The organism is Caulobacter sp. 05T431 (genome assembly GCF_056665975.1).
The window spans coordinates 50319-66779 of record NZ_JBFTKU010000015.1; the positions used below are offsets into that span (position 1 = coordinate 50319).

The window sequence follows — 16461 nt, forward strand, 5'->3', positions numbered from 1 at the left end:
CCGTCCGTTCGACGGTCCGTTCCATCGTGGGGAAACGAAAGAGATCATGAGCCAGACCGTCACCCGCCGTACGCTCGGCGTCAGCCTGGCCGCCCTGGCCGCCGCGACCTCGACCCTCGCCCGCGCCGCCGCGCCCAAGGCCGGGAAGGGCGACAAGCCCCTCTACAAGGACCCGACCCAGTCGGTCGAACTGCGCGTCCGCGACCTGCTCTCGCGCATGACGCTGGAAGAGAAGGCCGCCCAGCTGGTCGGCATCTGGCTGACCAAGGCCAAGATCCAGACCCCGGAAGGCGAGTTTTCGCCGGAAGAGGCCAGCAAGAACTTCCCCAACGGCCTGGGCCAGATCTCGCGCCCGACCGACCGCAAGGGCCTCAAGCCCGCCACGGTGGTCGACGCCGCGGCCGGCGCCGACGACGGCTCGGTCAACCGCAACGCCAAGGAAACCGCCCGTTACATCAACGCCGCCCAGAAGTGGGCGACGGAGAAGACGCGCCTAGGCATCCCGATGCTGATGCACGACGAGGCCCTGCACGGCTATGTGGCGCGCGACGCCACCAGCTTCCCGCAGGCCATCGCCCTGGCCTCGACCTTCGACACCGAGCTGACGGAAAAGGTCTTCGCCGTCGCCGCCCGCGAGATGCGGGCCCGCGGCTCCAACCTGGCCCTGGCCCCCGTGGTCGACGTGGCCCGCGACCCGCGCTGGGGCCGCATCGAGGAGACCTACGGCGAGGACCCGCACCTGTGCGCCGAGATCGGCCTGGCGGCGATCCGCGGCTTCCAGGGCAAGACCCTGCCGCTGGCCCCCGACAAGGTGTTCGTCACCCTCAAGCACATGACCGGCCACGGCCAGCCCGAGAACGGCACCAATGTCGGCCCGGCCCAGATCGCCGAGCGCACCCTGCGCGAGAACTTCTTCCCGCCGTTCGAACGGGCGGTGAAGGAGCTGCCGGTCCGCTCGGTCATGCCGTCGTACAACGAGATCGACGGCGTGCCCTCGCACGCCAACCGCTGGCTGCTGACCGACATCCTGCGCAAGGAGTGGGGCTACAAGGGCTCGGTCCAGAGCGACTATTTCGCCATCAAGGAACTGATCGCCCGCCACAAGCTGACCGACGACCTGGGCGAGACGGCCGTGATGGCCATGAACGCCGGCGTCGACGTCGAGCTGCCGGACGGCGAGGCCTACGCCCTGCTGCCCGAGCTGGTGAAGGCGGGCCGCGTCCCGCAGGCCGCCGTCGACCAGGCCGTCGAGCGCGTCCTGGCCATGAAGTTCGAGGGCGGGCTGTTCGAGAACCCCTTCGCCKACGAGAAGACGGCCGACGCCAAGACGGCCGCGCCGGACGCCATCGCCCTGGCCCGCGAGGCCGCCCGCAAGGCCGTCGTGCTGCTGAAGAACGACAAGGGCCTGCTGCCGCTGGACCCCTCCAAGTTCAAGCGCATGGCCCTGCTGGGCACCCACGCCAAGGATACCCCGATCGGCGGCTACAGCGACATCCCGCGCCACGTCGTCTCGATCCTGGACGGCCTGCAGGCCGAGGCCAAGAAGAGCGGCTTCGCCCTGGACTACGCCGAGGCCGTGCGGATCACCGAAAGCCGCGTGTGGGCCGCCGACGAGGTCAAGCTGGTCGACCCGGCCGTCAACGCCAAGCTGATCGCCGAAGCCGTCGAGGTGGCCAAGAAGGCCGACGTCGTCGTCATGGTGCTGGGCGACAACGAACAGACCAGCCGCGAAGGCTGGGGCGACAACCACCTGGGCGACCGCGACAGCCTGGACCTGGTCGGCCAGCAGAACGACCTGGCCAAGGCGATCTTCGACCTGGGCAAGCCCACGGTCGTGTTCCTGCTGAACGGCCGTCCGCTGTCGGTGAACCTGCTGGCGCAGCGCGCCGACGCCCTGGTCGAGGGCTGGTACCTGGGCCAGGAGACCGGCAACGCCGCCGCCGACATCCTGTTCGGCCGCGCCAATCCGGGCGGCAAGCTGCCGGTCAGCATCGCTCGCGACGTGGGCCAGCTGCCGATCTATTACAACCGCAAGCCCACCTCGCGCCGGGGCTATCTGTTCGACGAGACGACGCCGCTCTATCCGTTCGGCTTCGGCCTGTCCTACACGACCTTCGACATCTCGGCCCCGCGTCCGGCCAAGGACCAGATCGGGACCAACGAGAGCGTCAAGGTCGAGGTCGACGTGACCAACACCGGCAAGGTCGCCGGCGACGAGGTGGTCCAGCTCTACATCCACGACGAGGCCGCCTCGGTGACCCGTCCGCTGCTGGAGCTGAAGCACTTCAAGCGCGTGACCCTGGCCCCCGGCGCCAAGCAGACGGTGACCTTCGAGGTCTCGCCGCTGGACCTGTCGCTGTGGAACCTGGAGATGAAGCGCGTGGTCGAGCCGGGCAAGTTCACCCTGCTGTCGGGCCCGAACTCGGCCCAGCTGAAGCCGGCGACGTTGACGGTCGCCTAGCGTGTCTCTTGGGGACGGGCGCAGGCGCCTGTCCCCGTTCCCGCGATGGAAAAGCCCATGATCCGCACCGCCGTGTCCGCCCTGGCTTTGGCGGCGGCCCTCGCCGTGGGCGTCGCCGTCGCCGCGCCCGCCCGCGCCGCCGAGCCGGCGGCGATCTCGGCAACGCCGGCGGCGGACGCCTTCCCGCTGATCGCCCAGGGCCGCTCGGCGCGGATCGAGACCGACGTCACCGACTGGCCGGGCGTGCTGCGGGCGGTGAACGACGTGCGCGGCGACCTCTCCAAGCTGTCGGCCGAGGCCCTGCCGGCAAAGGACGCCCCCGTCGTCATCATCGGCACGATCGGCAAGAGCGCGGCCATCGACGCCCTGGTCGCTTCGGGGAAGCTCGATGTGACCGGCGTCAACGGCCAGTGGGAAGCCTTCGTCCAGCAGGTGGTCGAGAACCCGCGCCCGGGCGTGGCGCGCGCCCTGGTCATCGCCGGGGCCGACAAGCGGGGCACGATCTTCGGCGCCTACGACCTGATCGAACGCGCGGGCGTCTCGCCGTGGAGTTGGTGGGCCGACGCGCCGATCCCCGTGAAGGACCAGGTCTATGTCGCCGGCGGCCGGCGCGTGCAGAAGCCGGCGGTGAAGTATCGCGGCATCTTCCTCAACGACGAGGACCCGGCGCTGTCGGGCTGGGCCCAGCAGCGGTTCGGCGGGGTGAACCACGCGTTCTACGCCAAGGTCTTCGAACTGACCCTGCGCCTGAAGGGCAACTTCCTGTGGCCGGCCATGTGGGGCAAGTCGATCTATGACGACGACCCCTTGAGCGCGCCGCTGGCCGACGAGTACGGCGTGGTGCTGGGCACGTCGCACCACGAGCCGCTGGGCCGGGCCCACGTCGAGTGGGAGCGCTACGGCCAGGGCCCGTGGGACTACGCCAAGAACCCCGACAAGCTGCGCGACTTCTGGCGCGAGGGCGTCAAGCGGATGGGCGCCAACGAGAGCGTGCTGACCGTGGGCATGCGCGGCGACGGCGACGAGCCGATGACCCAGGGCACGGCCACCAAGCTGCTGGAGACCATCGTCGCCGACCAGCGCAAGATCATCGGCGAAGTGACGGGAAAGCCTCCGGAAAACACCCCGCAGGTCTGGGCGCTCTACAAGGAGGTGCAGGACTATTACGACGCGGGCATGCGCGTGCCCGACGACGTGACCCTGCTGTTCTCGGACGACAACTGGGGCGACATCCGCCGCCTTCCCGAGCCGGGCAAGACCCGGCCGGGCGGCTACGGCGTCTACTATCACTTCGACTATGTGGGCGGGCCTCGGAACTACAAGTGGCTGAACACCAACCAGGTCTCGCGCACCTGGGAGCAGATGAAGCTGGCCCGCGATCACGGCGCCGACCGGCTGTGGATCGTCAATGTGGGCGACCTGAAGCCCATGGAGCTGCCGACCGAGTTCTTCCTCGACATGGCCTGGGATCCGGACGCCATGACGGTGGGCAAGATGGCGGGCTTCACCCGCGACTGGGCCGCCGCCCAGTTCGGTCCGCAGCACGCCGACGAGATCGCCGCCCTGCTGGACGGCTACACCCGGCTGAACGCTCGGCGCAAACCCGAGCTGATCGACGGCTCGACCTTCAGCCTGGTCAATTTCCGCGAGGCCGAACGGGTCGAGGCCGAGTGGGGCGACCTGGAGCGCCGCGCCGACGCCCTGCGCCGCGCGCTGCCGAAGGACCAGGACGACGCCTTCTTCCAGCTGGTCTGGTTCCCGATCCAGGCCAGCGCCAACCACACCCGGCTCTATATCGCCGCCGGCCGCAACGCTCTCTACGCCAAGCAGGGGCGGACGGCGGCCAACGCCGAGGCGGCCAAGGTCCAGGCCCTGTTCGCCCGCGACGCCGAGCTGGTGCGCCAGTGGGACGAGGACCTGGCCGGCGGCAAGTGGCGCAGGATGATGAGTCAGACCCACATCGGCTACACCTACTGGCAGCAGCCCCCGAGCAACGTGATCCCGGCGACCGTGGCGGTGAAGCCCGCCGCCGGCTGGGGCGTGGCGGTGGAGGGCCGGGCGGATGCGGTGGCCGAGGCCGCCGACCTGCCGCCCCTGGCTCGTGACGGCGCATCCGGCCGCTGGATCGACGTGTTCAACCGGGGCGCCGCGCCCCTGGCCTTCACCGCCAAGGCCGGCGAACCCTGGCTGAAGGTCGCGCCCGGCCCGGCCGCCGCCAACGGCGACACGCGGCTGGAGGTCTCGGTCGACTGGAAGGCCGCTCCGACCTCGGCCCGTCGCGTGCCGATCGTCCTGACCGGCGCCGACGGCAGGACCGTGACGGTCACGGCCGTGGTCGACGGCGCGCCGCGCAAGGCGGCCAAGGGCGCCTTCGTCGAGGCCGGCGGTCCGCTGGCCATCGAGGCCGAGCATCATGCGGCGGCCGCAAGCGCGGGCGGGGTGTCGTGGACGACGATCCCCGGCCTGGGCCGCACCCTGTCGGGCGTGACCAGTTCTCCCTCGACCGCGCCGTCCAGCGCGCCGGGGCAGGGGGCTTTCCTCGACTACGCCGTCGACCTGGCGCAGGCCGGCGACTTCGACCTGCGGGTCTTCACCGCGCCCAGCCTCGACTTCCGGGGCGGCGGCGGCCTGCGCTACGCCGTCTCGCTGGACGACGCCCCGCCGGTGATCGTCAATCTGCACGAGGGCGAGACCAAGACGGGCGAAGGCCAGAAGAGCTGGGAGAAGGCCGTGGCCGACAACGCCCGCGTCCAGACGATCCGCCTGACCGCCGCCAAGGCCGGCGCCCACCGCATCCGACTGTGGCGCGTGGACCCGGGCGTGGTGTTCGAGCGGCTGGTGATCTCGCGCGGCGACCTGCCCGACAGCTATCTGGGACCGGTGGAAGGCGTGCGGCGCTAGGGCTTTGCTTGGATGGGCGGCCCTGCGATAGTCGGGGCGAGACGAGGAGGCTGAAGATGCGTCCTTTCCCGTTGCGGCTCGCGATCCTGGCCCTCGCCGTTACGGCCGCTGGGGGCCTGCTGGCCGGGGCCGTCCAGGCCCAGCCCGCGCCGGGCCGGCAGAGCTGGGGCAAGCCCGGTATTTCGTACCTGCAGTACCGCACCGACGCCGTCGAATGCGCCTGGCTGGCGGGCAGCGCCACGCCGGTCTCCGTGCCCATGGTCGATCAGGTCTTCTCGATGGACGGCCAGGACGTGTTCGAGGTGATCGAAAGCGCCAAGCGCAGCCAGTACCGGACCTTCAACAACGTCGCCGATCAGCTGGAGCCGGCGCTGGAAGGCTGCCTGCGGTCACGCGGCTACCGGCCGTTCAAGCTGACCGACGAGCAGAACACCCAGTTGAGGCAGTTGAAACGCGGCTCGACCTCGCGGCATCGCTACCTCTACGGTCTGGCGATCGATCCGGACGTTTTGCGGGCTCAGGGGCTGTAGGGCTCCAGGTCCGCGAGCGTCGCGGACGGCGATGAGAGGCTGGGCATGTTCGACGTCGCCGGATCCTGGACGCGGTTCGTCCCGATCGGCCGCTGGCTTCCGGGCTATCGGCGCGGCTGGCTGTCCACGGACATCCTGGCGGGGCTGGCGCTCTGGGCGGTCATGGTCCCCGAGGGCATGGCCTATGCCGGGATCGTCGGGGTGCCGGCGATCATGGGCCTCTACACCTTGGCGCCGCCCCTGATCGCCTATGCGCTGTTCGGGACTTCGCGTGTTCTCGTGGTCGGTCCGGACACCGCCACCGGCGTGATCTCGGCCTTGACGGTGGGGGCGTTGGCGGCGCGCGGCTCGGCGGACTTCGGAGCCCTGACCGGCACGCTGGCCGTGCTGATCGGCGCGTTCTTCCTGCTGTTCGGCCTCCTGCGGCAGGGCTGGATCGCCGCCTTCATCGCCACGCCGGTGATGCGCGGATTCATCGAGGGGCTGATCTGCGTCACGATCATCGGCCAGGTCGCGCCGCTGCTTGGGCTGCACGGCGTCCAGGGCGACGCCTTCCAGAAGCTGGCGTTCATCGTGCGGAGCCTGGATCAGGTCGCGCCCGCGGCGGCCCTGACCGGCGTCCTGAGCCTGGCCGCGATGCTGGCGCTGCGCCGCCTCTCGCCCCGGCTGCCCGCCGCGCTGATCGTGGCGGTGGCCKGCACGGCGCTGGCGGCCCTGCTGGGCGCGACGGCGGCGGGCGTGAGCGTGGTCGGGCCGCTGCCGTCGGGCCTGCCGCACCTGACCCTGCCGCGCGTGTCGCCGGACCTGCTGCTGGCCCTGACGCCCGGCGCGCTGTCCATCGTCCTGGTGGGTTACGCCGAGGCGCTGGGCGCGGCCCGGGCCGACGCGGACGGCGACGACGTCGACCCGAACCAGGAACTGATCGCCCACGGCTTCGCCAACCTCCTGAGCGGCGTCCTGGGCGGCTTCCTGGCCGTGGGCAGCCTGTCCAAGACCTCGGTCGCCATCGGCGCCGGCGCCCGGACCCAGGTCGCCAACCTGGTCGCGGCGCTGCTGTGCTTCCTGACCCTGATCTTCCTGACGCCCCTGTTCCAGGGGCTGCCGCATCCGACCCTGGCCGCGATCGTCATCGCCGCCATGCTCCACCTGTCCAAGCCCGCCTATCTGCGCCGGCTGGCGGTCGAGGCCCCCGGGGAGTTCGCGATGATGGCCGTGGTGATCGTCGGCGAACTGGTCCTGGGCGTGATGCAGGGGATCGCCCTGGGCGTGCTGCTCTCGCTGCTGATGCTGATCTACAAGGCCAGCCACCCGAAGAGCGCGGTGCTGGGCAAGTTGCCGAAGGAGCAGGCCTATCGCGACATCCGCCTGCACCCGGACGCCCGGACCTTCCCGGGGCTGCTGATCTTCAATCCGGGCGGGGACCTGTTCTTCGCCAGCGCCGGCCATTTCGAGCGGGAGCTGAAGGCCGCCGTCGCCCGGGCTTCTCCGCCGATAACCCACGTGCTGATCGACGCCAGCGCGATCAGCCTGGTCGACAGCAGCGCGTGCGACGTTCTGCTGCGCCTGATCCGCGGCCTGAAGGACGACGGCGTTGCGCTGGCCTTCGCCCGTATGCGCGATCCGATCAAGGACAGGCTGCAAAGCGCCGGAATCGTCGACGCCGTGGGCGAGGGGGCGTTCTACGATCGCCTGACCGATGGGGTGACCGCCGCCCTGGGCCATCGGGTMAGYTGAGGGCGGCTACAGGCACGCGTCCCGGACGATCGTGGCGTCGAAGGTGTCGGGTTCCGGCGCGGTCCAGGCGGCCTCGGTGAAGCCTAGGGCCTGGGCCTGGCCTTCCAGGTTGTTGTCGGCGTGGCGATAGGCCTTCAGCCTACGGAACACCTGCCGGGCGCAGTCGACCTCCTCGACCAGCTTCTCCGAGCGGTAGGGCGCCAGGGCGACGCCGTCGGCGGCGTCGGTCTGGACGGTMTGGTATTCGTGGCGGACCCAGACCTGCTGGTAGGGCGAGCCCGGCGGGTTGGCGGCGGTCTTGGCGAAGACCAGGATCGAGCGGTCCTGGACGCCGCCCAGGAACGGCCAGTCGCGCGGCTGGACCTTCTCCGCCCACAGCGGGATGGGTCGGGTCGTCGGCTTCTCGGGCGAGACCGTCACCGGGGCGACGGGCGTGGGAGCATCCGGGAGGGGAGCCGTCTGCAGCATCAGGATCAGACCGAGCATGACCGCCTCCGGGGATAGCGCTGTCAGATGGCGACACGCTTGGCGATGGCGCTGCGCCTCGCGCCGGTCTCCTGCTTGGCCCGCTCGACGGCTTCCGTCTCGGTGGCGTGCAGCAGGTGGTCGATGACCCGTTCCAGGTGGTCGCGCATCGCTTGCCGCGCAGCGGCCGGGTCGCGGGCCTTCAGGGCCTCGAACACCCGGCGGTGCTCGACGATGCGCGGCTCCAGACCCATGCCGCGGGCGCGGGTCAGGATGTTGCGGGCCAGGGGCGAGCGGTTGCGCCAGTCCCACAGGTTCTCGATCGTGGCGATGATCGCGCCGTTCCCGGAGGCGCGGGCGATGACCATGTGGAACTCGCGGTCGGCGTCCTCGCCGAGGATCTCCTCCTCGCGGGCCATGCGCTCCATCAGCGCCTCGAGCTCGAGGATCTGGTCGTCGGTGATGGCGGTGGCGGCCAGGGCGGCGGCCTCGCCCTCGAACAGGCGGCGGGCCTCGATCAGCTCGAACGCCCCGATCTCGAAGGCCGGCTCGGCGCTGGCCGGGGTGACGGGACGGACGTCGCCGGTGACATAGATGCCCAGGCCGTGGCGGGCCTCGATCATGCCCAGCATTTCCAGGGCGATCATGGCCTCGCGCAGGGTGGGGCGGCTGACGCCGAACTGTTCGGCCAGCTCGCGTTCCGTGGGCAGGCGGTCGCCAAGCTTGTACTGGCCGCCCTCGATGGCCTCGGCGATCGAGTCGGCGATGCGGCGGTAGAGCTTGACGTTCTCGGCCATGTCTTTTCGTCAGTTTCTCGGCGGCGGACCCGAGGGCCCCTCAGACTCGCGATAGCATAACCGACCTGACCCGCGCGGGCTATTTTTGACACCGGTCCCCAAACCCCGACCTTCGTCCTAAGGCCTTGGCGAAAAACGATGTCGCGACAGCCTCACCAGTCGTGCATGGAGCCGTCCTCGCGACGGGCGATGGGCAGGTAGGCGCGCTTGTAGGGGTGCTTGGCGGCTTCGGCTTCGTCGATGTCCACGCCCAGGCCGATCGCCTCGCCCGGATGCAGCATGCCGTCGGCGAAGCTGTAGGCGTGGGGGAACACCGCGTCGGTCGCCTCGGTGTGGCGCATGTATTCCTGGATGCCGAAATTGGGGATCGACAGGTCGAAGTGCAGGGCCGCGGCCATGCACACCGGCGACAGGTCGGTGGCGCCGTGGCAACCGGTGCGCACGTGGTGCAGGTCGGCGAAGCTGGCGATCTTGCGCAGATGGGTGATGCCGCCGGCATGGACCACCGTGGCGCGGATGTAGTCGATCAGCTGTTCCTCGATCAGCTGCTTGCAGTCCCAGATCGAGTTGAAGATTTCGCCCACGGCCAGCGGGGTGGTGGTGTGCTGGCGGATCAGGCGGAAGCTGGCTTGGTTCTCGGCGGGGACGGCGTCCTCCATCCAGAACGGGCGGTAGGGCTCCAGGTCCTTGCCCAGGCGTCCGGCCTCGATCGGCGTCAGGCGGTGGTGGACGTCGTGCAGCAGGTGCAGGTCCCAGCCCAGCTTGTCGCGGGCGGCTTCGAACAGGGCCGGGGCGCTGCGCAGGTACTTCTCGGTCGACCACAGGCTTTCGGTCGGCAGGTCGCCGTCGGCCGGCTCGTAGAAGAACTTGTCCTTGGAGACGCCGTAGACGCCCTTCAGGCCGGGCACGCCCGACTGCAGGCGGATGGCCTTGTAGCCCTTCTCGGCATAGGCCTGGGCGTTCTCGAGGGTCTCCTCGATCGTCGCGCCGTTGGCGTGGCCGTAGACCATCACGCCGGTGCGGCAGGCGCCGCCCAGCAACTGGTACAAGGGCAGGCCGGCGATCTTGGCCTTGATGTCCCACAGGGCCATGTCGACCGCCGCGATGGCGGCCATGGTCACCGGGCCCCGACGCCAGTAGGCGCCCTTGTACAGGTACTGCCAGATGTCCTCGATCTGATGGGCGTCGCGCCCGATCAGGCAGGGAATCACGTGATCCGCCAGATAGCTGGCCACCGACAGTTCGCGGCCGTTCAGCGTGGCGTCGCCGACGCCGTGGACGCCGTCGCTGGTCTCGATCTTCAGGGTGACGAAATTGCGCCCCGGACAGGTGACGATGACGCGAGCGGCGGTGATCTTCGGCATGGGACGCTTTCGTTGACCCGACGTTGACGCAATTGGCAAAAGTCGGATGGTAGCGGTATCGGTCTAAATCAGACGGGACAGTTGTCAACCTATTGGTCTGACCACTGGCGTCATGGTGTCTCGACCTTTGCTAAAGGTAGCGGTATCACAAGATCAAGACCGTCGCGCCCCCTCGCGCCGCACGGCATGCTGTCGCCAGGGAGAAAACATGCGTCTTGTGTCTTTCGTACGGGGGCTCTGCCTGGCGGCCGGCCTGATCTCGGCGTCCCTGGCGGCCTCGGTCGCCCACGCCGAGGACGGCTATGACCTGTGGCTGCGCTACCGGCCGCTGCCGGCGGCCCAGCGCCCGGCGATCCGCACGATCGCGCCCAGCGCCGACACGCCCACCCTGAAGGTCGCGCGCGCCGAGCTGCAGCGCGGGCTGGACGGCCTGGTGGGCGGCGCCCCGGCCTCGGACGCGCCCTCGATCCTGATCGGCACCCCCGCCGGCTCGCCCGCCGTGGCCGCCCTGAACCTGCCGCTGAAGGGCGCGGGCGACGAGGGCTACCTCATCCGCACGGTCGGCAAGACCACGGTCATCGCCGCCAACAGCGACGTCGGCGTGCTGTACGGCGTCTTCGCCTATCTGCGCCTGGTCCAGACGGGGCAGGGCGTCGACAAGCTGGACGTGCTGTCGGCCCCCAAGGTCAATCACCGCCTGCTGAACCACTGGGACAACCTGGATGGCCATGTGGAGCGCGGCTACGCCGGCGCCTCGCTGTGGGACTGGTGGAAGCTGCCGGACTACAAGGACCCGCGCTACGTCGACTACGCCCGCGCCAACGCCTCGATCGGCATCAACGGCGCGGTGCTGAACAACGTCAACGCCAAGGCCGACAGCCTGACCTCGCCCTATATCGCCAAGGCCGCGGCCCTGGCCGACGTGTTCCGGCCCTACGGCATCAAGGTCTATCTGTCGGCCCGGTTCTCGGCCCCGATCGAGATCGGCGGCCTGAAGACCGCCGACCCGCTGGACCCGGCCGTGAAGGCGTTCTGGAAGGCCAAGGCCGACGAGATCTACAAGGCCATCCCCGACTTCGGCGGCTTCCTGGTGAAGGCCAATTCCGAAGGCCAGCCCGGTCCGCAGGACTACGGCCGCACCCATGCCGACGGGGCCAACACGCTGGCCGACGCCGTGGGGCCGCACGGCGGGATCGTGATGTGGCGGGCCTTCGTCTATTCGCACGAGCAGCCCGACGACCGCGCCAAGCAGGGCTACAGCGAGTTCAAGCCGTTCGACGGCCAGTTCCGTGAGAACGTCATCGTCCAGGTCAAGAACGGGGCGATCGACTTCCAGCCGCGCGAGCCGTTCCACCCGCTGTTCGGCGCCATGCCCAAGACCAACCTGGGCATGGAGTTCCAGATCACCAAGGAATACCTCGGCTTCGCTACCCACCTGGTCTATCTGGGCCCGCTCTACGAGGAGACCCTGAAGTCGGACACCTACGCCAAGGGCCAGGGCTCGACCGTGGCCAAGGTGGTGGACGGCGCGCTGGACAACCGGCCCCTGACCCTGATGGCCGGGGTCTCGAACATCGGCCGCGACCGCAACTGGACCGGCTCGCAGTTCGACCAGGCCAACTGGTACGTCTTCGGCCGCCTGGCCTGGGATCCCGAGGCCTCGACCCAGGACATCGCCGCCGACTGGGCCAAGATGACCTTCTCGACCGACCCGCGCTTCGTGGCGCCCGCCGTGGCGATGATGATGGGCTCGCGCGAGGCGGCGGTGGACTACATGACCCCGCTGGGCCTGCACCACCAGATGGGCCGCAGCCACCACTATGGCCCCGGGCCGTGGGTGACGGGCGGACCGCGCGCCGACTGGACCAGCGTCTACTACGCCAAGGCCGGCAAGGACGGGATCGGCTTCGACCGCACCGCCACGGGCAGCAACGCCACGGCTCAGTACGCCCCCATCGTCGCCAAGCGCTTCTCGGACCTGAAGGCGATCGACGAGAAGGACCTGCTGTGGTTCCACCACCTGCCGTGGACCTACAGGCTGAAGTCCGGCCAGACCCTGTGGGACGGCCTGGTGACCCACTATTCGCACGGCGTGGCCACGGTGGACGGCATGGGCAAGACCTGGGCGAGCCTCTCGCCCTATGTCGACGCCGAGCGCCACGCCCAGGTCGCCGACTTCCTGGCCATCCAGCGCAACGAGGCCCAGTGGTGGCGCGACGCCTCGATCGCCTATTTCCAGACCTTCTCGGGCCTGCCCCTGCCGGCCGGGGAAGCGCCCCCGGCCCATCCGCTGGACTACTACGAGGGCCTGAACTTCCCCTACGCGCCGGGCGGCGGCTGAGGCCTGATCCCGCGCGCCGTCTTCAGATGAGCCGGCTTTCGTTCTGCTGGAAGTAAGTCGGTTGCGACGACCAGGTCACCGGGCACGCCGGGGTGGGGGGAATGGTCCCCATCACCGGCGGCTGGGGGAAGTACTGGGTGGTGACCTGGACGCTCTCGGCCGCCGCCTGGCCGAACAGCATCATGATCAGCTGCAGGGACTCGTCGAGCCCCGAGGAGATGCCGCCGCCGGTCAGCCGGTTGCCCGACACCACGAAGCGCGGATTGCTGGTGTCGACGTCGATCTCGTAGAAGCTCTGCAGGCAGGCGATGAACGCCCAGTGCGTGGTGGCCTTGTAGCCGTCCAGCAGGCCCGCCTGGGCCAGCAGCAGCGCGCCTTCGCACACCGAGCACACCCAGGTCGCGTTCTGGGCCGTCTGGCGCAGATAGGCCAGGTAGGGCGAGTCCGGATCGCTCATGATCTGGCCCAGCACGTCGGGATCGCCGCCGGGCGTCCACAGGATGTCGAGCTCCGGGACGTCGTCGAAACTGGCCTGGGCCTCGAAGCGGACGCCGCTCAGGGCGGTGACCGGCCCGCCGTCCTGCGAGACGATCACGGTCTCCAGCGGCTGGTCCTTGCCGGCCCAGTGGAACATCTCGAGCGGCCCCATGACGTCCAGCAGGTCGACGCCCTCGTAGACGGGTATGCCCAGCCTCATCTCGCCCCTCCCTTGTCCTTGGCGTGAAAACAACTTTGACGCGCCATGCGTGGGGCGGTCAACCCGTGGGGCGACGGGCACAAAAAAACGGCGTGTCCGAAGACACGCCGCTGGGGAAACGCGAGGAAGGAAGGTGTCGCGTTTGAGGTTCCTAGAACTGGCCGCGGATGCCGATCAGATAGGTGGCGCCCGGGTCGTAGAGGGTGAAGGCGGCGTTGTTGTACTGGAAGGTCTGGCGCTGCTTTTCCTTGGTGATGTTGATCGCGTTGAACGTGATCTGCGGCGCGTACTTCCAGGGCAGCTGGTAGCTGGCCGACAGGTCGACCTGCTTGTAGGCGTCGGTCTTCAGACGGGCGACCGGCACGCTGTTCTGGTTGGGGTCCGAGCTGATCTGGGCGTCGTTGTAGTTGTACGACAGTCGGACCGTGGCACCGTGGCCTTCGTAGTAGCCGGTGATGTTGTAGGTGTAGGGCGACACGCCGACCGCCACGGCCGGAGCGCCGCTGCCGTTGGCGCTCTGGTTGATGCGGGTGTAGTTGGCCGTGAAGCCGGTGCCCGGGATCAGGAAGTCCAGCGGCTGGACCCAGTTCAGTTCGTAGCCGCKGATGGTCAGGGTGCCGCCGGCGTTGACCTGCTGGCTGACGGTGACCGTCGCGACGTTCGGACCGCCGCGCAGGTCGATGGCGGCCTGCTGCTGCTGGGTCAGGTTGGCGTAGGCCACGCCCAGCTGGCTGAACGGGATGGTGTTCGTGCCCTGGACGGTGAAGCCGTTGATCACCTTCTGGAACAGGGCCACGCCGAAGTAGCCGGCGCCGCCGGTGTACCACTCGCCGCCCATGTCGAAGTTGTTCGAGGTGTAGGGGTTGAGCGCCGGGTTGCCCTGGTTGGCCGACTGGGCCGACGGGTCGCTGAACGTCGTGCCCGGCAGCATGGCGCTGGGGTTGGCCCGGGTGATGGTCCGCGAGGCGGCCATGCGCAGGTTGATGTTGTCGCGCACCTTGTAGACGGCGTTGAAGGCCGGCAGGAACGCGTCGTAGCGGGTCTGGCGCTCGAGCAGGGTGGTCACGCCGTTGACGGTCTGCGGGCCGCGGATCGTCTGGTCGGTGCTCACGTAGCGGCCGCCGAAGTTGAAGGCCAGGTCGCGTTCCAGGATTTGGGTGACGGCGTTGCCTTCGATATACGCGCCGGTCGTCTCTTCCTCGATGAAGCCCGACGCCGCGGCGGTCGCCGCGGTGGCCACGGCCGGGGCCGTGTCGTTGAAGCGGTCGAACTGGCTGGCCTTCTTGAACGAGTCGTAGTCGACCGTGATGAAGCCCAGCGGACCCGGACGCAGGTACGAGGCGAGTTGGGCCTGGGTGATGGCCGAGCCGGCCTGGCCGTTACACGCCGGGGTGGGCGAGGGGACGGCGTTGTTCACCAGGCCGCCGCCGCAGGTGAAGGTCTGCCAGGCGGCGCTGTTGTCCAGGGCCTGGATCGAGCGGCTGATGTCGTCGTAGGCGACGCCGACCTTGATGTAGTTCTCGTTGTCCTCGCCGATCTTCAGGTTCCAGTGCGTGCCCTTGTTGGAGGTGACGCGCTTCTCGTTCTGGATGTTCAGGCGGCCGCCGGCGAAGGTCCAACCCAGGTTCGGATCGTTCAGGTTAGCGGCGGTCTTGATCAGCGGCATGTCGCCGCCGGTGTTGTCGAAGTCGACGGTCAGGCCGTTGGGCGAGTTGACCAGGATGGTCGGCGCCTCGCGGAAGAACACGCTGCGGCTCAGGTTGAACTGGCCGTCCAGCAGCAGCCACGGATTGATCTGCCAGGAGCCGCCCGGGTTGAAGTTGTAGAACTCGGTCTTCTCGTCATAGGGCCGCGCTTCCAGGAAGAACTGGGAGTTGGCGAAGGTGCCCTTGGTGACGACGTTGTTGCTGTCGACCTTGACGTTCAACGGGACCATGCCGCTCGAGTTGCGGACGATCCAGTCCATGTCGAGGCGGTTGAAGTTGTTGTGGGTCTTGCCGCCCAGCAGGTCGACATAGAAGGCCAGCGCGTCGTTCGGGCGCCATTCGCCCGAGATCAGCAGCGAGTCGCGGTTGCGCTTGCCTTCGCTGTAGGACTGACGGCCCAGGCGCGGCAGCAGGCCGTCGCCCAGTTGCTGGGCGGTGGTGCCGGGGTTCAAGCCTTCCAGATAGGCCTTGGTGACCGGCGTGCCGGCGATCAGGCCGTTGCCGGCGTTGGCCGGGACGGTGTCGGCGAACTTGAAGCCGTTGCCGCCGACGGCGCTGTTGCAGGTCGGGTCGGCCGAGGTCGGGGTCGCCGTGCCGGTCGGGGTGGTGCCGCACTGGGCGTAGGTCAGGTTGGCGTTGGTCCAGCCGATGGTTTCGAAGCCGTCGGTGCGGCTCTTGGTGCGGACGCCGGCATAGCCCAGCAGCAGGCCGAACTCACCGTGGCTGGTGTCCCACGAGTCGCTGGCCAGGATGGCGCCGCGGGGGCTCCACTTGCCCGCGCTCTCCTGGTAGCTGGCCTGGGTCGAATAGGTGAAGTGGCGGCCGGGCCGATCCAGCGGACGGGCGTTGCGCATGTTGACCACGCCGGCGACGCCGCCTTCGACCTGGCTGGCCGTCGGGGTCTTGGCGACGTCCAGGCGGGTGAACAGTTCCGTCGGGAACAGGTTCAGGTCGACTTCGCGGTTCTGGTTCTGGGCGTCGGTGCGGCCCGACGAGGCCACGGCGATCTGCGAACCGTTCAGCAGGATCTTGGTGAAGTTGGTGCCCAGGCCGCGCACGGCGATGTTCAGGCCGTCGCCGTTGATTTCGCGGGTCAGCTGGATGCCCGGGATGCGGTTCAGCGACTCGGCGATGTTGAGGTCGGGGAACTTGCCGATGTCTTCGGCGAAGACCGAGTCCTGGAAGGTGATGCTTTCGCGCTTGGCGTTGGTGGCGTCGGCCAGGCTCTTGCGGAAGCCGGTGACGACCACTTCCTCGACCGTGTCGGAGTTGGTGGCGGCGGCGGGCGCGGTCTGTTGAGCGAAGGCCGGCGCGGCGGCCAGGCCGGTCAGGCAGCTGGCGCCGATCAGCGCCAGACGCAACGCGCGCGAGTGGAATGAGTGGACCATGTTTCTCCCCTTGACGTCTCGGTGCTCTGCGCACCTGTCGTTCTGCCCCCTTCCCAATCCCTCCTTCGGTCGTCCGC

10 protein-coding genes are annotated in these 16461 nt (G+C 69.1%); 5 read left to right on the forward strand and 5 right to left on the reverse strand.

What is annotated here, in order from left to right; genetic code table 11:
- The first annotated feature begins 46 nt into the window (after window positions 1-46).
- The 4 genes from AC1U89_RS14885 to AC1U89_RS14900 are packed head-to-tail and all read left to right on the forward strand — an operon-like array spanning window position 47 to window position 7626.
- The gene (locus tag AC1U89_RS14885) at window positions 47-2461 is read left to right on the forward strand and encodes a glycoside hydrolase family 3 N-terminal domain-containing protein (protein ID WP_479900468.1); all 2415 of its coding nucleotides are present in this window, start codon (window positions 47-49) and stop codon (window positions 2459-2461) included.
- A 57-nt stretch (window positions 2462-2518) separates the two neighbouring features.
- Window positions 2519-5362, forward strand: a complete 2844-nt coding sequence (locus tag AC1U89_RS14890) for a glycosyl hydrolase 115 family protein (protein ID WP_479900469.1) — start codon at window positions 2519-2521, stop codon at window positions 5360-5362.
- A 56-nt stretch (window positions 5363-5418) separates the two neighbouring features.
- Entirely contained in the window at window positions 5419-5892 is a 474-nt protein-coding gene (locus AC1U89_RS14895) for a hypothetical protein (RefSeq protein WP_479900470.1), read from the forward strand.
- 45 nt (window positions 5893-5937) lie between these two features.
- The gene (locus AC1U89_RS14900; protein ID WP_479900471.1) at window positions 5938-7626 is read left to right on the forward strand and encodes a SulP family inorganic anion transporter; all 1689 of its coding nucleotides are present in this window, start codon (window positions 5938-5940) and stop codon (window positions 7624-7626) included.
- Window positions 7627-7632: 6 nt separating this feature from the next.
- On the opposite strand, the gene AC1U89_RS14905 is transcribed toward AC1U89_RS14900, so the two are convergent.
- From AC1U89_RS14905 to manD, 3 genes are all read right to left on the reverse strand, one after another.
- Window positions 7633-8112, reverse strand: a complete 480-nt coding sequence (locus tag AC1U89_RS14905; protein WP_479900472.1) for a surface-adhesin E family protein — start codon at window positions 8110-8112, stop codon at window positions 7633-7635.
- 23 nt (window positions 8113-8135) lie between these two features.
- The gene (locus AC1U89_RS14910; RefSeq protein WP_479900473.1) at window positions 8136-8888 is read right to left on the reverse strand and encodes a FadR/GntR family transcriptional regulator; all 753 of its coding nucleotides are present in this window, start codon (window positions 8886-8888) and stop codon (window positions 8136-8138) included.
- A 152-nt stretch (window positions 8889-9040) separates the two neighbouring features.
- Window positions 9041-10252 (reverse strand): D-mannonate dehydratase ManD, encoded by a 1212-nt coding sequence (gene manD / locus AC1U89_RS14915; protein ID WP_479900474.1) that lies wholly within the window; start codon window positions 10250-10252, stop codon window positions 9041-9043.
- A gap of 208 nt (window positions 10253-10460) precedes the next feature.
- Here manD and AC1U89_RS14920 point away from each other — a divergent pair, with 208 nt between their 5' ends.
- Complete coding sequence (locus AC1U89_RS14920) at window positions 10461-12593, forward strand: alpha-glucuronidase family glycosyl hydrolase (protein WP_479900475.1); 2133 nt, start codon at window positions 10461-10463, stop codon at window positions 12591-12593.
- Window positions 12594-12615: 22 nt separating this feature from the next.
- Here AC1U89_RS14920 and AC1U89_RS14925 read toward each other — a convergent pair whose 3' ends face one another.
- Both AC1U89_RS14925 and AC1U89_RS14930 read right to left on the reverse strand, forming a co-directional pair.
- Complete coding sequence (locus tag AC1U89_RS14925; RefSeq protein WP_479900476.1) at window positions 12616-13290, reverse strand: DJ-1/PfpI family protein; 675 nt, start codon at window positions 13288-13290, stop codon at window positions 12616-12618.
- Window positions 13291-13441: 151 nt separating this feature from the next.
- Window positions 13442-16384 (reverse strand): TonB-dependent receptor, encoded by a 2943-nt coding sequence (locus AC1U89_RS14930; protein WP_479900477.1) that lies wholly within the window; start codon window positions 16382-16384, stop codon window positions 13442-13444.
- Window positions 16385-16461: the final 77 nt, after the last annotated feature.